The following is a 17,445-nucleotide window of genomic DNA, read 5'->3' as shown; positions in this document are numbered from 1 at the left end:
CGGTGAACGCGACGCATGCGATGGACGCGGTGGGCGCGGTGGGCGCCGGCGCGCCCGAGCCGGTGATCAGGGTGCTGATCGCCGACGACCAGCCGCTGGTGCGGCGCGGCCTCGCGCTGATCCTCACCCCCGACCCGGCCTTCGACGTGGTGGGCGAGGCGGGCGACGGCGCCCAGGCGGTGACCCTGGCCCACCAACTGCGGCCCGACGTCGTCGTGATGGACATCCGCATGCCGGTGCTGGACGGGGTCGCCGCCACCGAGCGACTCGCGCGGGAACTCCCTGCGTGCCGGGTGCTGGCGCTGAGCACCTTCGACATGGACGAGTACGTGGTGGCCGCGCTGCGCGCCGGCGCGTACGGGTTCCTACCCAAGGACATCTCCCCGGAGGAGCTGGTCGCCGCGGTACGGGTGGTGCACGCCGGAGAGGCGGCGGTCGCGCCCCGGCTGCTGTCCCGGCTGATCTCCACCTACGTACGGGCCCCGCACCGCCCCCAGCCCCCGGCCACGGCCTCGGTCGACCTCACGCCGCGCGAGCTCGAGGTGTGGCGCCTGATGGCCCTGGGCCTGGACAACGCCGAGTTGGCGACGGCCCTCGACATCAGCGTCTCCACCGTGAAGAACCACATCACCAGCGTCTTCGGCAAGCTGAACGTGCGCGACCGCGCCCAGGCCGTGATCGCCGCGTACGAGAGCGGGCTGGTCGAGGTGGGCGGCGGGTAGCCCTGGCGGGGGGCGGGGTCGGCCGCCCTCGGTTCATCGAGGCGGGGTGCTGTTGACGGCGGGGCGTCCCGGCCCACCGCCGCCCCCGACGGCGAACAGCCGACGCTCGCGGGGCCGGCACCAGCACGCCGAGACACCTTCCGGCGGTGAGGACATGCGGACAGAACCTGACCTCGTCGACGGCTACGGTCACGGCACGGTCCGGGGTGCGGTACCCGCGGAGCGAAAGAAGGGAAACATCCATGCTGCGAGGGCTTGCCACCGTCAGTTTCTGGACCGCCGATCTGGCGGCGGCGAAGGACTGGTACACGGAACTGCTGGGCGTGGAACCGTACTTCGAGCGCCCGGGGTACGCCGAGTTCCGCATCGGCGACTCCCAGGGCGAGCTGGGGCTGATCGACAGCCGCTACGCACCCGCCGGCTCGGCGACCGAGCCGGGCGGTGCCGTCGTGTACTGGCACGTCGACGACGTGAGCGCGACTCTCGCACGGCTGCTGTCCCTGGGGGCGAAGGAGTACGAACCGCCCACGGACCGGGGCTCGGGGTTCGTCACCGCCTCCGTGACAGATCCCTTCGGGAACATCCTGGGCTTCATGTACAACCCGCACTACCTCGACGTGCTGGGCGCGCGCGGATAACAAGGGGGTGCGGCGAGCGGGCTCCGGCCATGCGTGTCCCGTCACGTTCGATGTTGCATCCAGGTCGGTCGCTAGCTGGGAGATGGACGAACGGGTTGATCGGCAGGGCGTGGATCTGTGCAGGTTAACTCTGCATTTTCCGTCAGCTGTTGCGGCAGAGGAGGGTTTTGGCAGCACCAAAACTCCGCTCGGTCTGCTCGCCTGGTGCGATGATCACCTCGTGTCTTCGCTGCCCGCCATGGAGTGAGAGGACGACAAGACGTGGATGTGTATGAAGCCGTGGACAGTCGCAGAGCTGTGCGGGCGTTCAGCGATGAGCCGATACCCAAGGAGGTACTCGAACGAGTGCTGACCGCAGCAACGCGGGCTCCGTCGAGTGGGAACCTCCAGCCGTGGCATGTGTATGTCGTGACCGGCGAGCCCTTGGCCGAACTGAAGAGGCGCGCAACGGCCAGGGCACTGGCGGGCGACTCGGGTGACGAGCGGGAGTATCCGATGTACCCGGCCGGGCTGGCGTCGCCGTATCTGGACCGCTTCGCCGCCGCGGCCACCCAGCGGTACAAAGCGCTGGGCATCGAGCGCGACGACCCCGACAGGCCCATGAAGATCGCTGCCTTGAACTCGGAGGCGTTCGGGGCGCCGGTCGTGCTGTTCTGCTACCTCGACCGGACGATGGGGCCCGGACAGTGGGGGGACGCGGGGATGTATTTGCAGACGGTCATGCTGTTGCTGAGGGCGGAAGGGTTGCACACCTGCCCCCAGGTGATGTGGACGATGTATCGCAAGACCGTCAGCCAGATGGTCGGAGCCGATGACGGGCTCGTGCTTTTCTGCGGTGTCTCGGTGGGGTTCGAGAAGGAAGGCATGCCAAGGCTGCGTACCGGGCGGGCGGACATGACAGAAACAGTGAGTTTCCTCGGAGTGTGACGTCCTGACCGTTGCTCCTCGCAGCAGACGGGTCGTCAGTCCGTGCCGGTCTCGATGATGCTCCCACCGCAAGCACCCAGGTGGTGTCAAAACTCAGCGATACCGCTCCCCGATGAGACCGGTGACTTGGACGCGCGTACCGGAGTGACGTCCTCGAACCGTACGGCCCACGCGTCTACCAGCGGCAGGCGGAACTCCGCTCCGTCCCGGTCGGCGTACGCGACCTCGAACCCCTCGACCGGTGGCCCGGCGGACCCGCCCGACAGCACCCTCAACGCATGCACCACAACCAGCTAACGCTGGCACCCAATGCAAGGCCACGCTGACCCATGCAAGCTCACATGCAGAATCAAGCTGACCTTTGCAAGGTCAAGCGCTACAGGACAAGGCGTGACACGCGGCGCAGGTGGCGCGGCACCCGGAGAGTTCGCCGCTTCGTGGGGGGGGCTCGCGGGGCGAGTGCCAACGCCGAACCGCGCCAGCGCCCCCCGCCACGGCTTGCCCCGCGGCGGACTTCAGTGAAAATCCGACCGCACCTCGGTCAGGCGACGCCTTCGACGATGCGGAAGTCGCGCTCGACGCCGTCGGCCAGGGCGACCAGCGCCTCCTGGTAGGCCGCGCTCTCGTACGTCGCGACGGCCTGCTCGAAGCTGTCGAACTCGACCAGGACGGTCCGCTCGGCGATTCCGGCGTCACGCGCCACGACCCGGCCACCCACGACGAGGGTCCGACCGCCCCCGGCCCTGACGGCGGGAGGGGTCAGCTCGTTGTAGGCGGCCAGCTTCTCGGGGTCTGAGATGGTGCGGTAGACGCTGACCCAGTAGCCCTTGGGCATGGAAGACCTCCGGTGTTGAGATGAGTGCGCCTGACGTACGGGTTGGTCTCGGACGAGCGCCGGCGGGCGACAGCGCGGCTTGCCGGCGTCGTGATCACCCTGGCGCCGATGCCGACCAGCGCCAGGGTGGTGGGTGGGGCGCGGAACCCGGTCACCCCGCGGGGAACCGGGCGCCCCAGGGTTCCTCTTCCAGGCGGAGCCCGTTGGCCAGGTAGCTGATGGTGCGGTACCAGCCGATCAGTACGAGCAGTTCGAGTAGTTGAGCCTCGTCGTAGTACCTGCGTAGGGCGTCCCAGGCGAACTGTGTGAGCTGCGTCGTGTCGTCCAGTTCGTCAACGGCGCGCAGCAGTGCCGTGTGGCGTGGCGACCACGGAGCGCTGGCCGCCGCGTCGGGTCGGGTGGTTGCCCGGAGTTGCTCCGGGCCGAGCCCGGCCCGCGGCGCCAGGGTCGCGGCGTGGACGCCCCATTCGTAGGCGCAGGCGGATCGCGCGGTCACGCGGGCGATGACGATCTCACGGTCGATGGCGGGGAGCAGGCCGTGGCCCAGCAGTCCGGCGCCGAGGGCGAACATGCGTGAGGCCAGCTCCGGGTTGCGGTGCAGCACGCGGAACAGCGCGAGCGGCTCGTGTGGCACACCCGGCGGCATCCACCGACGGAGCGCCTGGTCGACGTCGGCGGGGTAGGGCGGGGTGAGCGGTTCGATGCGTGGCATCGCGACACCTCCTGCTTCGATTTCCGCATCACTATGATGCTTCGAGAGTCGAAGCGCAAGGAGTGACTAGGGAATGACTAGGGAGTGACTATGGGAGCCAGCACGCCGCGTCCCGGTGTGCCAGTCCGGGGGTCCGAGTCGGGCCGTCCGGTGATGGCCGCACTCGACCTGCTCGGCCGGCGTTGGACGATGCGCATCCTGTGGGAACTGAGCCAAGCGCCGGCCGGCTTCCGCGAGTTGCAGCGCCGATGCGAGCGCATGTCCTCCAGCGTGCTCAGCACCCGCATCGAGGAACTGACCGGCGCCCGCCTGCTCACCCTGGACGGCGACGGCTACCGCCTCACCCAGCTCGGCCAGGACCTCGTCGAGTCACTGAGCCCCCTGGCCGCCTGGAGCCAACGCTGGGCCGAGGAAATGGGTCCCGCGACGACGGGAGGGCCGGAATGACCATCGCGTGGCCGGTCTGACGCCGACGCGCCCCCGACGACCGCCGCCCCTCCCACCGCGCCCGCCCACCGCGCACCACCCACCCCAAGGTCACCCACGACCGCGACTTCGCGTGAGCCGACCCGTCACCCGACAGACTCTCAGCCGCGCACCAGCCGCACCTGCACCGGCCGCCCGTGCACCGTGCGTACGCTCAGCACGGTGTCGCCCGCCGCCGCCGTCACCCGGCACCCCTCCCCCGTCGCGAGGCGCCACCGGCCGCGCAGTCGCACCCGCAGGGTGTGTGCCTGGCTCGGGTGGGTGAGCCACGGGCGGGAGAAGGGGCTCCAGTGGCCGACGTAGCGCTCCCCCTCGTACTGGTCGGCGTCCCGGCCCTCGTACAGCCGTAGGTCGGGGTCGCACACCGACAGCGCGAGCGCGCCGTCCCCGTCCGGGCGGCACAGCAGCAGCGCGGGGGTGTCCACGCCGCGCACGGGTCCGCCACCCGTGTCCAACCCATCGGTGGGTTGGAACGCGGCGTAGCCGGTGAGGCCGGTGGCGCGGTCGGTGACGATGTGCGCGCCGTCGTCGGCGCGATGCGTGGTGTACGGGGCCGTCGCCGGGTCGGCCATCTGGCGGGTGAAGGCGGCCATGGTCGCCGGCGTCGCCCCGATGACCATGGCGTACGCGTAGCGCGCGGCGCTCGGGGCCCGGCCGTGCCTGAGCCAGGCGGTGGCGAAGTCGCCGCTGGTGGGGGCCCCGTTGCCGTGGCGGCGTGAGTGCTGGGTGGAGCGGGTCAGCGCGAGGCGCTGCCCGGCCGGCACGTAGTAGCCGAGGCCCTTGTCGTCCAGGAGCCAGGTGTCGGCGGCCAGGACGCCGTCGGGGTGGTGGTGGGGGAAGGCGGTGATCGGCTCGGGGCCGCCGAGGTAGGTGGGGTCGTCGGGGCGTGCCAGGTGGGTCTGGAAGAGGGTGGTCTCGGTCTCGTGGTGGCGGTCGTCGTTGCCGATGCCGGTGCCGAGGGCGATGACCCGGTTGTCGAAGAGGAAGACGGAGACCCGGGCGTGGTGGCTCTCGTCGTGCTTGGGGTGCTCGCGCAGCCGCATCGCGAACATGCCGTTGCGCCCGTCGATCGTGTGGCCGCCCGCGAACGCCTCCTCGCTGAGCAGCATCTCCTCGATGGTGCCGGTCAGATCGGCCTTCAGCGCGTCCCACGGCTTGTGCAGGGTGGTGGTGCCGGGGCGGCGGTTCCAGTCGTAACCCTCCTGCCGGAAGCCGCTGTCGCGGTTGGTGACGGGATCGCCCCGGTGCAGTACGTGGATGTGGCCGTAGGTGTTGTAGCGGCCGTACCAGTTGGCGCCCTCGTACACCTCGGTCGACCACAGGTAGCGGTTGTGGCCGCGCACCACGACCTGCCAGGCGTCGCGCCGCTGGACGGCCAGCGCCGCGTAGTTGTACGCCCAGGCGCCCGCCGGTGGGTTCTCCGCGCGCACCCCGGCGGCTCGCAGCCGCTCCGCGACCCTGCGCTGGGCTTCGGTGGGCCGCGCGGGCAGCAGCCGTAGGAAGGCCGCGCCGACCTCCGCGTCGATGGCCGCGCGCCCGTCCGGAGTGCCGGCGATGGCCAGCCACTGGTACGGGGTGACGGACAGGCCGGTGGTGCCCTCGGGCTTGCGACCGCTGAGCGGGATCGGCCAGTGCAGGGCGTTGGCCATGATCCGCAACGTCAGCGCGGCGCGCCGCAGCGCGGTGTGGGCCTGCGTGGTCACGCGGAACGGGCCGCGGCTGAGCAGGTAGACGATGGGTGCGACGCCGGAGAACCCGTCGCGCGCGTAGTCCGGGTAGCAGCCGACGTGGTGGAAGGTGGTGCCGTCGACCTTGAGCCCGTCCTGGATGCCGTCGGTGGGCAGCAGGTAGCGGCTCAACCAGTCGCTGAGGGCGCGCAGATGGCCCGCCTGACGGGCCGCGCCGTCCTGGAGCAGGGCGACGGCGAACATGCCCCGTACGTTGGTGTTGAGGATGTCCACCGTGGAGCCGTGCCCGTTACGGAAGTCGAAGCCGCGCCGCAGCCGTCCCAGCCCCACCAACCACGTCAGGTCGGCCCGCACCGCGGCGAGCAACCCCGCCTCGCGCAACACCTCGCGCATCAGCACGACCGAGTCGTAGTAACCCACCATGGCGAAGCCGAGGTGGTGGATGGTCCCCTGACAACTCCCGTACGTCCAACCCAACGCACGCAGCCGCCGCACGATACGTACGTACAACTCGCCGAGCGTGTCAGCCTGCGGCGTGCCGGGGCCCGCCGCGTCGTACGCCTGGGCGAGGGTACGCAGCAACCCGGTCACCTCCTTCAGGTCGGCGGCCCCGACGAAGGCGGTCAGGTCGGCGGCGATCTCGGGCGGATAGATCTGCCCCTGGAAGGAGAACACCGCCCGATCCCGCGTCAACTCCTCTGTTTGCTGGGCAAGTTGCTCGACGTACGCGTCGGTGACGGGCGGCCCGCCGGCCAGGTAGTCGTCGTGGTAGCGGCGCGCGACGGTACGCAGCCCCGCGCGCTCGGCCGGGGTGGGGGTTGGCGCCTCGATGGGTTGGCGGGTCAGCAGCCGGTCGAAGAGGTAGAGCGCCTGCCAGTGCTGCTGGTCCCAGTTGTCCCCCTCGATGCCGACGTGGTCCACCTGCGCGTCGCGGCAGGGCGCGTCGGGCCGCAGCGCGACGTTGAGCAGGAGCTGATCGAGCCAGAGCGTGCCGGCGCGGCGCGGGGCGGTGATCCGGCAGGTGTCCATGTCGGTACGCGGTTGCCCGTGCATGTCGTACGCGTACCGCACCCAGGCGGTGCGCCACCCGGTGAAGTCCAACCGGAACTCGAACCAGCAGTCCACCCGCTCCCCGCGCCCGAACTCGAAGCGGATCGCGTCGCCGGTGGCCCGCTCGTTGTGCACCCACACCGCGAAGGTGTCCACGGTCCCCTGCCACGCCTGGTCGGCGAGCGGGTTGGTGCGGTACGGGTCGGGGGCCCAGGCCAGCTCCGCGGTGACGGTGAGCTGGGTGCGCGGCCCGTGGTCCCAGCGGAGCGCGTGCCGCCCGCAGACGGAGCCGTGCGTGGCGTCGATGGCCAGCGCGCTGCCCGTACCGGCGGCGAACGCCTCGGGCACGGCGGTCTCCAGCAGGAACGCGGGCGGGGCGAGGGCCAGCGCCCGCTCCTCCAGGGTGGCTGCCTGTGCGGTGGTGCTGGTCACCTGGCTGGTGAGGTCGGTGTCCGGCGGCCCCGCCGCGTGCACCGGGGCGAACGGGAGCAGCGGCGCGGCCTGCGTCGCGGCTGCGCCGGTGGCCGCGGCGCCGTAGGCGAGCAGCCTGCGCCGGGTGACTCTGCTGGGTTCGGCCTGGGGCCCACGCTCCACTGGGGTTTCCTTCCGTCGCCGGCCGGTGCTGCCCTGCTTGCCCCCGCGCTTCGATTGTGCGGGCGAGGGGGCGGGTGAGCACAGGGTGCGTGGCGGTCGGGGGCGGAGGGGGCCCGGGCGGGGGCACGACGAAGCCCCCGTCATCCAGACGGGGGCCTCTGAGGTGCGGCTTCCGAGAGGGTGTGACGCCGGGGCATCAACTGCCGGCGAACTCCCCGGCCTTGACGGCGGAAACGAACGCTGACCAGCCTGGCGCGGCGAAGACGAGCGCCGGACCGTGTGGGTCCTTCGAGTCACGAACCGGGACGGCACCGGGGTGACCGTCGGCGACCTCGATGCATTCGCCGCCGGGCTCACCGTTGCTGTAACTGGACTTCCGCCAGCACGACACGGCGGACGCGTCAGGAATCATGTTCATGCTCATACTCTTTCAGTTAAGCGCGCGCCCCGGGAACATTTCAGCAAATGCTCCCTGATCACCGCGCGCGACTCGGTAGCGGAAAGCGCCGCGCCGTGGACGGCGGAGTACATCTGCGTCAGCCTCCGCATGTCGCGCGCGGTCCTCGCCCGTTTCCCGGAGAAGAAGCTCTCGACGTAGCCGTCCATAGCTCCGTTGGCGAAGGTCAGCAGGCTCAGACTGCCACCCAGCAGCGGATGCCCTCCCCGTTCGAACGGCAGCACCTGGACCGTCACGCGCGGCATCTCGGCGACGTGCAGCAAGGCTCGTAACTGGTCAGCCATGCAGGCGGCCCCGCCCACCTGCCGCTCCAGCACGACCTCATCGACAACGGCCTCGTAGCGGAGTTGGTCGGACTCTTCCAACACCGCCTTACGCTTGAGGCGAGTCGCCACATGGCCTTCGAGTTGCTCATCGGATGCGTCGAGCAGGGAGGCGCGGAAGAGGGCACGCGCGTAACCTTCGGTTTGCAGAAGTCCCGGGATAACGCTGCCGCCGAACACCTGAATGCGAGTCGCCGCCAGCTCGTTGTTGACGATCGCACGCCCGTACCTGGGGATCGTTGTCCTACGGGCCGTGGCTAGCGATTCCACCATCACCCCGTCCGTACCGAAGTACGCGTCCAATGCCGCAGCGAGCGTTTGGGATGGCAGTTGCTTTCCGCGCTCCACCCTGCTGATGTACGAGTGCGGGTAATGCACCGCGTCGGCCAGGCCACGCAGCGACACCCCCGCCCGCTCGCGCAGGCGACGCAACCTGCGCCCCAGCAGGACCCGAGGCGCGAGCCCGGCCTCGTCCTCGTTGTTCAGCTCCATCAGCGAAGACCCCCACCCCGTGTCCCCAGTTGCCTGTTGGTCACAGACAACGCGTAGGCAGCACACCCCTCACCGGCAATACTGGCCACCGTACCGGCGCGGTTCAGCCCAGCACCGGGTTTAGCCCGATCGAGTGACGGAATGCGAAAGAGGAACTCGGCATGCGCATTTAGTCGCCCGAGAAACAGATAAGGCGCGTCGCGAGCGAGCTATCTGAGCGAGTCAATCGCGGCACGAATGAGCAGTGCGGCGCGTGCGCCATGGACGGCCATGTTGGACAACTCCGCGTACGCGCGAGCGTAGGTGGCAATGTCGCTCGGCTGGGTCACGGTCACCTTGGCCGTCAGCAACTCCACGACAACCCGTTCGTCGTCGAACATCGTGAAGGTCTCCTGGCCCCACATGGCGCCCCTCTCCGCCGCGCGAGGGATGATGCCCAGCGACACGTTCGGCAGCGGGACGACGTCCAGCAGGTGTGCGAGCTGAGCGGCCATCTCGTCGCGACTGCCGTGCCGCTTGTAGAGGACGTCCTCCTCGATGGTGAAGGCGAAGTGGCGACCACCTCGGTAGACCACTCGACCACGGCTGACGCGTGCCCTGGCCGCTTCGGCGGAGTCGTCGGGGATGCCACGGAATCTGGCGATCGTGGACATCAACGTACGGGCGTAGTCCTCCGTCTGGAGGACTCCGGGCATGACGCGGGTGGCGTAGACGCGAAAGTTGAAGGTGGCGTAGCCCGGTGCGCTGTAAGCGACGCCACTCGACATAGAGGGTCTCCACATCGCGAGTCGCCGCGATGAGGTCGACGGCCTGCCCCGGCGCCGCGCAGGCGTCGCACCACATCCTGATGTCGGCGTCTGTCGGCGTCTGCTGCGCCGATTCGATCCGCGAGACCTTGGACTTGTGCCAGCCGCACAGACCGGCCAGCCCGTGCATCGTCAGCTCTGCGTCCTTGCGTAGATCTCGCAAGCGGCTGGAGACCGACTTCCGTGCGCTCTCGGCGCTCGACAAGGGCGAGGGAGACATGGGCTACCGGCAAGCCGAGGCAGTGGACCCCCGGAACAGGACGAGCCAGTTCGTGTTGGTTGTGCTGAGCTTCATCACACGCCTTTCGGATCGGCGACGCCACGCCGGCCGGGTCACGGACGGCAGAAACAGTAGGGCCGTGGCCACCTCTCCCGCGTCGTTCGTTGCGATGTGTTGCGCGAGCCAGGGCGGCTCCACCCCGCCTCAACATTTATTGACCGACCGTTCTCGATACAGCTACTGTCGCCCCCGTGGCCAGGACCAAGGAATTCGATCCGGACGCCGCGCTCCAGGCAGCGCTCGAACTGTTCTGGCGGCGTGGGTACGAGGCGACGTCGATGGCCGACCTCGTGTCGCACCTCGGCATCGCGCGGGCCAGCATCTACGCGACGTTCGGCAGCAAGCGCGAGCTGTACGCCAAGGCCCTGGAGCGCTACAGCGAGCAGCACGGACCCGACATCGTGGTGGAGCTGTCCCAGCCGGGGCCGGCGCTGCCCGCCGTGCGGGCCGTGGTGCGTCGGTTCGCCGACGAGGCCGCGGCCGACCACGAGCGGCGGGGCTGTTTCGTCACCAACACCGCGATCGAGCTGGCCCCGCACGACGCCGCCATGGCCCGGCGGGTCGGGGCGAGTTGGGACTCCATCGAGACCGCGCTCACCTCGGCGCTGATCCGGGCCAAGGCGCAGGGCGAACTGCCGGCGGGGCGCGATCCGCGAGCGCTGGCCCGCATGCTGCTCGTCCTACTCCAGGGGCTGCGGGTCATCGGCAGGTCCACCGACCAGCCGGGCCGCCTCGCGGACGCCGCGACGCAGGCACTGGCCCTGCTCGACCCGGCCGAGCCCGCGACCGCCGACCAGCCGTAGCCCACGGCGTCCCGGTGGGGCACTCCCCCACGCATCGCACCTCACACCCTGAGCCTCGCACGCCCTCATTCAAGACCGATCGATCTGGTATCTCTGGCGGACCCGCCAGGTTCCGTCCCCTTACGTGAAGGAGTCACCCTCATGCCCGCACGCTTCACCGGCAAGACCGCCCTCGTCACGGGCGGCGGCACCGGCATCGGCCGGGCCGTCGCCGTCGCGCTCGCCGCCGAGGGGGCGCGGGTCGTGGTCGCCGGCCGTACGGCGGAGTCGCTCAAGGAGACCGTCGGCCTGATCGAGCAGACGGGCGGGGTGGCCGCCGCGATCACGGCCGACGTCACGCGCGGGCCGGACGTGGAGCGGCTGGTGCGGGAGACGGTGGAGCGGTTCGACGGGCTGCACGTCGCCGTGAACAACGCGGGGCTCATCCTGCCCGCGACGCCGGTCGCCGACGTGACCGAGGAGGACTGGCGGCGCGTCGTGGACGTCAACGTGACTGGCGTCTGGCTGTCGCTCAAGCACGAGATCCAGCACATGCGCGCGCACGGTGGCGGCGCCATCGTCAACATCGCCTCCCGGCTCGGCGCCCACTCGCGCCGCCGCGACATGGCCGCGTACGTCGCGAGCAAGGCCGCCGTCAGCGCGCTGACCCGCAACGCCGCCCTGGACCACATCGGCGACGGCGTACGCGTCAACGCGGTGAGCCCCGGTTCCACGGACACCTCGATGTCCACGCTGCCGGGCGAGAGCCCGGAGGCGAAGGCCGAGCGGATGCGGCAGCAGGTGCCCAACGGGCGGGTGGCCCGTACCGAGGAGATCGCCGCCGCGGTGCTCTACCTCGCCTCGGACGACGCCGCCTCCACGGTCGGCGCCGACCTGGTCGTGGACGGCGGCTCGACGGCCTGAACGAAGGGGCTCCCGGCGGCGCTCACTGGCGGGCGCTGTCGCGGGCGAGGGCGGTACGGCTACCCGCCACCCCTGACGTGCCCCGCCAGCACCGACACCACGAGCCGGCGCACGGTGGCCTCGGTCGGGGGGCCCGGGTCGCGGTCGGCGAAGAGGAGGTGGCCGCCGCCGACCAGGGAGAGGGCGAGGGAGTCGAGGTCGGCGTCGGGTGCGACGCGGCCCCGGGCGCGCTCGTCGGCCAGGTAGGCGGAGACCGCCGTCGTGACCTCCGCGAGGATCGCGATGCCGCCGCCGGGCCTGGCCTGGCGGAGCCGGGCGCGCAGTTCGTCGCGGAAGGTGATGAGCGGGATGATCGCCACCGGGACGGGCTCGAACAGGGTGGTCAGTGCGGCGGTGAGGTTGTCGGCCACCGTGCCGGTGCCGGCGGCCTCGCGCAGCGCGTGCGCCCGCGCCTCGAGCCGCGCGGCCCGGTCGAGCACCAGCTCGGCGAGGAACCCGTCGAAGTCGGCGAAGTGCCGGTGCAGGACGCCCTTGGCGCAGCCCGCCTCGTCCGTGACGGCCCGGCTGGTCAGCCCGGTCGGGCCGGCGCGCAGCAGTACGCGTTCGGCGGCGTCGAACAACTGCTGTCGCGCATCGCGAAGGTGCACTCCGGTCGGCACGTACCGGTCCTCTCCTGCGCCAGTCCCCTGGCACCCGTCGACGTGCGGGCACTCGCCCCGTGCGGGCGCCTGCCCCGTATGGGCACCTTGCCATGCGCGGGCGCGTGTCACGTACACGCCCTCCTCGCGTAGCCGCCCTCGTCGCGTGTACGCCCTTGCCAGGTGTGGGCGCTTGCCCACTAGAGTGACCGCATGCCCACTTTACCGCGAGAGCAGCCAGAGCCAGCGCGCCCGCACGAGGCGCGACAGGTGGCCGAGTCGTTCGGAGCGCAGGCCGAGCGTTACGACCGGGCCCGGCCCGCGTACCCCGATGACCTGGTGGCCCGGGTCGTCGCCGGGAGCCCGGGGCCCGAGGTGCTCGATGTCGGGTGCGGCACGGGGATCGCGGCCCGGCAGTTCCAGGCCGCCGGCTGCGCCGTGCTCGGGGTCGAGCCGGACGCGCGGATGGCCGAGTTCGCGCGGGCTCGCGGCCTGCCGGTGGAGGTGGCGACCTTCGAGTCCTGGGAGCCGGCGGGGCGGGTGTTCGACGCGGTGGTCGCCGGCCAGGTGTGGCACTGGGTGGACCCGGTCGCCGGCGCCGCGAAGGCGGCCGAGGTGCTGCGTCCGAGGGGGCGCCTGGCGGTCTTCGGGCACGTCTTCGAGCCACCCGCCGAGGTGGCCGAGCCGTTCGCGGCTGCCTACCGGCGGGTGGTGCCCGACTCCCCGTTCGGCCAGCAGCCGGCGCGGCGGGCGCTGGAGACGTATCAGGCGGGGTACGGGCGGATCGCCGACACGATCCGTGGGACGGGGCGGTTCTCCGAGCCGGAGCAGTGGCGCTTCGACTGGGAGCGGACCTACACCCGTGCGCAGTGGCTGGAACTCCTCCCCACGACCGGCGGGCTCACCCGGCTCTCCGCCGACCAACTGACCGAGATCCTGGGCGCGGTGGGCGACGCCGTCGACGCCATCGGGGGTCACTTCACGATGCGCTACACCACCCTGGCGACCAGCGCCGTCCGCACCGACGCGCCGTGAGGCGCGCGGTGCGCCGTGTGTCGCGGGGCACGGGCCGTACGGGCGACCGGCCCCGCGCGCGGGTCACGGCCTGCCGCCGCCCGCGCCCACCCCGGCCGGTACCTGATCGGCCGGCCCCTGGCCGGGCGACGCCTGGCCCGACGGCTCGACGCGGGGCGCTGCGCTGGCGGGCTCCGCGCCAACCAGCGAGCCCGCCCGCGTACGCCGCGCCGCCAGCCACACGTACACCAGGACGCCGGCGAACAGGAACAGCACGCCCTGGTAGACCGCCGCGTAGCCGGCGCCGGCGACCAGCCACAGGGAGAAGCCGAAGGCGGTCAGGGCCAGGGCCGCGTCGCGGGTCAGGCGGGCGGGGCGGACGCGGTCGCGCTGGCCGGAGAGGAGGAAGTAGAGCTGGGCGGCGGTCGCCAGGAGGTAGGGGACGGTGGCGGTGAAGGTGGTGACCAGGACCAGCGTCTCGAAGGCACCGCCGGTGCCCAGGGTGTAGGCGGCGACGGTGAGCAGTGAGGCCAGTACGGTGCCCACCAGTACGCCGGTGGTCGGCACGCCGCGCCGCCTGCGCAGGAACGCCGCGGGGAACAGGCCGTCGCGCGCCGCCGCGTACGGTGCCTGGGCGCTCATCAGGGTCCAGCCGTTGAGCGCGCCGGTCATGGAGACGAGCGCGGCGCAGGCGATGACGACGCCGCCCCAGTCGCCGCCGAACATGGCGTTCACGGAGTCGGAGAACGGCGCCGTGGAGTCCACCAGGTCCGCGTGGGCGACGGTGCCGAAGACCGCGAGCGTGCCGAGGAGGTAGACCAGTGCCGCGCCGAGCGTGCCGAGGACGGTGGCGCGGCCGACGTTGCGGCGCGGGTCGCGTACCTCGCCGGCGCTCATCGCGGCCGACTCCACGCCGAGGTAGCTGAACAGCAGGATCGCCGCGGCGGCCGAGACGCTGCCGGTCAGGCTCTGGTCGCCGGCCTGGAACGGGCCGAGGTTGGCCGGGTCGAAGAAGACGAGGCCGCCGATCGCGACCAGCAGCAGCGGCGCGAACTTGAGCACCGTCGAGACGAGTTGCACCGCGCCGACGTACCGGGTGCCGGCGAGGTTCGCGAGCGCGGGCAGCCACAGGATGACCAGCGCGGCCAGCACGGTCCGCCAGGTCGCGCCGTGCACCGGGACCAGCACGTCGAGGTAGCCGACGGCGGCCACGGCGAGGGCCGCGTTGCTGACCCAGGTGGTGATCCAGTAGCTCCAGGCGGCCAGGAAGCCGGCGAAGTCGCCGAAGGCCGCCCGCGCGTACACGTACGGGCCGCCGGTGCGCGGGTCGCGCTGGGCCAGCTTCCCGAAGACCAGGGCCAGCGCGAGCGCGCCCGCGGTCAGCACGACGAACGCGACCAGGCTGACGGTGCCGTACGGGGCGACGAGGGCGGGCAGCAGGAAGATGCCGCCGCCGATGATGTTGCCCATGACCAGGGCGGTCGCGGTGGGCAGGCCGAAGCGGCGGGAGTGGCGGTCGTGCATGGGGGGTGAGCCTCTCGGTGCGGGTCGCGCACATCGCCCGAAGGTGTCGGACGGGACGGACCGCGCAATATGGTCAGGGACCGGGAGCGGCTCGCAAAATCAGCGGGATTTGTCCTGTTCGACGGGCTCCGTCGTGGAAAAAGCGCCGGTCACACGGGGTGTGATCGGGGATTCGTCCACCGGCTCCGCGAGTCGCTCCGCCGCCGGGAACGGGTCCGCGGACCGGTGCCCGGAGGCGGACCGCTCCGCCTCCGCGAGCCAGCGGCGCAGCACCTGGTGGACGCGTTCGGCCCCGACCAGTTCCGTGCCGTCGGCGGTGGGTGGGGACAGTTCGCTCGGCCACAGCAGGAAGGCGTGCGACTGGTCGCCGCCGAGGCCGCCGTGCGAGCCGATCTGTTCCTCGAAGGCGTGCACCTCGCCGGTGCGCGGGTCGTAGGCGGAGTTGACCATGATGTCGGCGACGTGCGGGAAGCCGTCGGTGCGCAGCACGGCCTCCGCGGCGCCGGGGCCGAACGGGGTCAGCGGGCTGGCGCCGACGACGTGCCCGGTGGCGAGGTGGTGTTCGCTGCCGTGCGCGCCGAGCACCACGGGGCCGTGCCGCGCGGACCGTACGAGCAGGAACCCGATCCCGGGGTGCTCGGCGAGGGTGTGCAGCAGGGCGGGGTGGCGGCGGTCGATCTCCTCGCGGGTCAGCCGGTGCGGCACGTCGGGGAAGGAGATCAGGCCCAGGTTGCCCGAGCCGAGCACGAGCGGCCCGGGCCGGCCACGCCGGCGCTGCGACTCGGCGGGGGTGGTGGCGGACGGTGGCTCGGCGGGGTCGGTGGCGGGCGGCTTCGCGGTCGGGGCCGTGGGCGTGGCCGGCGTCGGGGCAGGGGGGCGCGGCCCGGGGGTGGTGGCGGTCGCGTCGGGGCCCGCGGGCGGTGCGCCGGCGGGCGCCTGCTCGCGTTCGTGCGTCTCCTCGGGCCGGTGCAGCGCGACGCGGGCCGCGGCGCGGGCCTCCGCGCCGCTGCGGGTGCGCCCGGCGCGGCGCGGGACCGGCAGCCCGCAGCCGGCGCGCACCAGGTCCTCCAGGGTGAGCCCGTACTGCGCCGCGAAGGTCTCGCCCGGGGTCTGGCCGTGGTCGGACAGGAGCACGAAGCGGTAGGGGCGTGGCGCGTGCCGGGCGGCCTTGGCGATCAGTTTGATGCTGCGGTCGAGGCGGCGCAGCACCTGGTGGGTGTCGCGGCTGTACGGGCCCGAGTGGTGGGCGACCTCGTCGTAGGCGACCAGGTCGGCGTAGACGGCGCCGCGCCCGGCGAGCATGTCGCCGATGACGGCGGCCACGACCACGTCGCGCTCGACGACGGTGGCGAAGGCGCGGATGAAGGGGTAGAGCCCGCCGCGTCGCACCCGGGGCCGTTCGCGGCGCAGCTTGGCGCGGGTGGACTGGCCGATCTCGCGGCAGACCTCGGCGACGAAGGAGCCCGCGGTGCGGGTGGCGTTGGCGGGGTCGGAGAAGTAGGCGAAGTAGCCGGCGCGGGAGCGGTTGTGCCTGCCGCGCCGGCCGGCGACCGACAGGACGAGGGCGAGTTGGTCGGCGCCGCCGGTGAACAGGTTGCCGCGGCTGGCGCCGTCCTCGGCGAGCAGGCCCGGGTGGCCGGCGCGGGCGGCGGCGCGGCGCTGGAGTTCGGCGGCGCTGGTCGGGCGGTTGCTGATCATCAGCTCGCCGGTGTCCTTCTCGTACCAGCGGAAGGCGGGCACGTCCTCGTTGGAGCCGTGCAGGATGCCCAGTTGGCTGGCGCCGGTCTGGCTTGACCAGTCGGTGCGCCAGCGGGTGAGGGTGTGGGTGGTGCCCTCCCAGGCGGCGAGGGTCTCCATGAGGGGCGGCCTGGGTCTGGCCCGGCCGCGGGTCGCGGGGCGCTCGCGCAGGGCGGCCCGCAGCAGGTCGTGGCCGACGCCGTCGAGTTGCAGGAAGACCGTGCCGGGGGCGGTGTCCGGGGTGCCGGGGTGGGCGCGGCCGGCGGCGGGTCGGCCGCGCCAGGGCGGGGCGCCGGGCAGGCCGCCGCGGCGGTGTCTGCGGTAGGCGAGCCGGGCCAGTCGCCGGCGGTAGGCGCCGTCGTCGCGTACGGCCAGGGCCGTGCTCGTCGCGGAGGAGGCGGCCGACATGACGGCGGCCACGACGACGGCGGTCTCCGGCTCGACCTGGCCTCGCCCGTCGGGTATCAGGCTGAGGGCGACCAACAGCAGCGAGCCGTTGAGGAAGAAGACGAGGAGGCCGAGGACGAAGGCGGGCACCAGCAGCAGGGCGCGCACCAGCGCCGGCCAGACCAGCGCGCTGAGTACGCCGAAGGCGCCCGCGCCGGAGGCGGCCGTGACGGCGATCCGGGTGGTGCTGTCGCCGTCGGCGGACTGGAGCCGGAAGTCGGGCAGGATGCCGGCGAGGGCGAGCATGGTCAGCGTGCTGACCGCCCACACCACCGTCACCCGCAGCAGGGTGCCGCCCACGGTCTTCCATCGGGGCCACTGCACGCGTCGTCTCACCTCGTGTTTCCGCCCGCCTGGTACCCGGGCTCG

Annotated in this window: 15 protein-coding genes and 1 pseudogene; 7 read left to right on the top strand and 9 right to left on the bottom strand. The window is 72.1% G+C overall.

The window, feature by feature from the left end; genetic code table 11:
* The first annotated feature begins 20 nt into the window (after positions 1–20).
* The 3 genes from AC3CHW_RS29360 to AC3CHW_RS29350 all read left to right on the top strand — a co-directional run bounded on the left by AC3CHW_RS29360 (position 21) and on the right by AC3CHW_RS29350 (position 2,287).
* A complete protein-coding gene (locus tag AC3CHW_RS29360; RefSeq protein ID WP_488471204.1) occupies positions 21–722 on the top strand; it encodes a response regulator in 702 nt (233 codons plus the stop codon).
* Positions 723–964: 242 nt separating this feature from the next.
* Positions 965–1,360: a VOC family protein gene (locus AC3CHW_RS29355; protein ID WP_488468462.1), complete on the top strand. Its 396-nt coding sequence runs from the start codon at positions 965–967 to the stop codon at positions 1,358–1,360.
* Between the two features lie 261 nt (positions 1,361–1,621).
* A complete protein-coding gene (locus AC3CHW_RS29350) occupies positions 1,622–2,287 on the top strand; it encodes a nitroreductase (RefSeq protein ID WP_488468461.1) in 666 nt (221 codons plus the stop codon).
* A 541-nt stretch (positions 2,288–2,828) separates the two neighbouring features.
* Here the strand turns inward: AC3CHW_RS29350 and AC3CHW_RS29345 are convergent.
* Together AC3CHW_RS29345 and AC3CHW_RS29340 are read right to left on the bottom strand one after the other, a co-directional pair.
* Positions 2,829–3,122, bottom strand: a complete 294-nt coding sequence (locus AC3CHW_RS29345) for a DUF1330 domain-containing protein (RefSeq protein WP_488468460.1) — start codon at positions 3,120–3,122, stop codon at positions 2,829–2,831.
* 151 nt (positions 3,123–3,273) lie between these two features.
* Positions 3,274–3,834: a carboxymuconolactone decarboxylase family protein gene (locus tag AC3CHW_RS29340; RefSeq protein WP_488468459.1), complete on the bottom strand. Its 561-nt coding sequence runs from the start codon at positions 3,832–3,834 to the stop codon at positions 3,274–3,276.
* A gap of 90 nt (positions 3,835–3,924) precedes the next feature.
* Between AC3CHW_RS29340 and AC3CHW_RS29335 the strand changes: the two genes are divergently transcribed.
* Positions 3,925–4,281 (top strand): winged helix-turn-helix transcriptional regulator, encoded by a 357-nt coding sequence (locus tag AC3CHW_RS29335; RefSeq protein ID WP_488468458.1) that lies wholly within the window; start codon positions 3,925–3,927, stop codon positions 4,279–4,281.
* 140 nt (positions 4,282–4,421) lie between these two features.
* On the opposite strand, the gene AC3CHW_RS29330 is transcribed toward AC3CHW_RS29335, so the two are convergent.
* The 4 genes and pseudogenes from AC3CHW_RS29330 to AC3CHW_RS29315 form a co-directional block, all read right to left on the bottom strand.
* On the bottom strand, positions 4,422–7,652 hold the full coding sequence (locus AC3CHW_RS29330) for a chondroitinase family polysaccharide lyase (RefSeq protein ID WP_488468457.1): 3,231 nt from the start codon (positions 7,650–7,652) through the stop codon (positions 4,422–4,424).
* 196 nt (positions 7,653–7,848) lie between these two features.
* Positions 7,849–8,076, bottom strand: a complete 228-nt coding sequence (locus AC3CHW_RS29325) for a DUF397 domain-containing protein (RefSeq protein ID WP_488468456.1) — start codon at positions 8,074–8,076, stop codon at positions 7,849–7,851.
* Positions 8,073–8,924: a helix-turn-helix domain-containing protein gene (locus AC3CHW_RS29320; RefSeq protein WP_488468455.1), complete on the bottom strand. Its 852-nt coding sequence runs from the start codon at positions 8,922–8,924 to the stop codon at positions 8,073–8,075. Before AC3CHW_RS29320 ends, AC3CHW_RS29325 begins: the two co-directional genes overlap by 4 nt.
* 209 nt (positions 8,925–9,133) lie before the next feature.
* A pseudogene (locus AC3CHW_RS29315) lies at positions 9,134–9,950 on the bottom strand (helix-turn-helix domain-containing protein).
* A gap of 251 nt (positions 9,951–10,201) precedes the next feature.
* On the opposite strand from AC3CHW_RS29315, the gene AC3CHW_RS29310 reads away from it, so the two are divergent.
* Both AC3CHW_RS29310 and AC3CHW_RS29305 read left to right on the top strand, forming a co-directional pair.
* On the top strand, positions 10,202–10,813 hold the full coding sequence (locus AC3CHW_RS29310) for a TetR/AcrR family transcriptional regulator (RefSeq protein ID WP_187064024.1): 612 nt from the start codon (positions 10,202–10,204) through the stop codon (positions 10,811–10,813).
* Between the two features lie 141 nt (positions 10,814–10,954).
* The gene (locus AC3CHW_RS29305) at positions 10,955–11,716 is read left to right on the top strand and encodes an SDR family NAD(P)-dependent oxidoreductase (RefSeq protein WP_488468454.1); all 762 of its coding nucleotides are present in this window, start codon (positions 10,955–10,957) and stop codon (positions 11,714–11,716) included.
* A gap of 59 nt (positions 11,717–11,775) precedes the next feature.
* Here AC3CHW_RS29305 and AC3CHW_RS29300 read toward each other — a convergent pair whose 3' ends face one another.
* Entirely contained in the window at positions 11,776–12,375 is a 600-nt protein-coding gene (locus AC3CHW_RS29300) for a TetR/AcrR family transcriptional regulator (RefSeq protein ID WP_488468453.1), read from the bottom strand.
* Positions 12,376–12,567: 192 nt separating this feature from the next.
* On the opposite strand from AC3CHW_RS29300, the gene AC3CHW_RS29295 reads away from it, so the two are divergent.
* Positions 12,568–13,389, top strand: coding sequence for a class I SAM-dependent methyltransferase (locus AC3CHW_RS29295; protein WP_488468452.1), 822 nt, complete (start codon positions 12,568–12,570; stop codon positions 13,387–13,389).
* A gap of 63 nt (positions 13,390–13,452) precedes the next feature.
* Here the strand turns inward: AC3CHW_RS29295 and AC3CHW_RS29290 are convergent, their stop codons facing one another.
* Together AC3CHW_RS29290 and AC3CHW_RS29285 are read right to left on the bottom strand one after the other, a co-directional pair.
* A complete protein-coding gene (locus AC3CHW_RS29290; protein WP_488468451.1) occupies positions 13,453–14,892 on the bottom strand; it encodes an amino acid permease in 1,440 nt (479 codons plus the stop codon).
* Positions 14,893–14,991: 99 nt separating this feature from the next.
* Positions 14,992–17,400 (bottom strand): alkaline phosphatase family protein, encoded by a 2,409-nt coding sequence (locus AC3CHW_RS29285; protein WP_488468450.1) that lies wholly within the window; start codon positions 17,398–17,400, stop codon positions 14,992–14,994.
* Positions 17,401–17,445 lie beyond the last annotated feature (45 nt).

The sequence above is a fragment of the Streptomyces sp. MGP-BFMKR1 genome (assembly GCF_057766585.1).
This window is presented reverse-complemented; position numbering and strand designations above follow the sequence as displayed.

Coding starts and splice junctions, on each gene's coding strand:
- AC3CHW_RS29360 (WP_488471204.1), top strand. CDS start 21: ATGGACGCGGTGGGCGCGGTGGGCGCCGGCGCGCCCGAGCCGGTGATC.
- AC3CHW_RS29355 (WP_488468462.1), top strand. CDS start 965: ATGCTGCGAGGGCTTGCCACCGTCAGTTTCTGGACCGCCGATCTGGCG.
- AC3CHW_RS29345 (WP_488468460.1), bottom strand. CDS start 3,122: ATGCCCAAGGGCTACTGGGTCAGCGTCTACCGCACCATCTCAGACCCC.
- AC3CHW_RS29340 (WP_488468459.1), bottom strand. CDS start 3,834: ATGCCACGCATCGAACCGCTCACCCCGCCCTACCCCGCCGACGTCGAC.
- AC3CHW_RS29335 (WP_488468458.1), top strand. CDS start 3,925: ATGGGAGCCAGCACGCCGCGTCCCGGTGTGCCAGTCCGGGGGTCCGAG.
- AC3CHW_RS29325 (WP_488468456.1), bottom strand. CDS start 8,076: ATGAGCATGAACATGATTCCTGACGCGTCCGCCGTGTCGTGCTGGCGG.
- AC3CHW_RS29320 (WP_488468455.1), bottom strand. CDS start 8,924: ATGGAGCTGAACAACGAGGACGAGGCCGGGCTCGCGCCTCGGGTCCTG.
- AC3CHW_RS29305 (WP_488468454.1), top strand. CDS start 10,955: ATGCCCGCACGCTTCACCGGCAAGACCGCCCTCGTCACGGGCGGCGGC.
- AC3CHW_RS29295 (WP_488468452.1), top strand. CDS start 12,568: ATGCCCACTTTACCGCGAGAGCAGCCAGAGCCAGCGCGCCCGCACGAG.
- AC3CHW_RS29290 (WP_488468451.1), bottom strand. CDS start 14,892: ATGCACGACCGCCACTCCCGCCGCTTCGGCCTGCCCACCGCGACCGCC.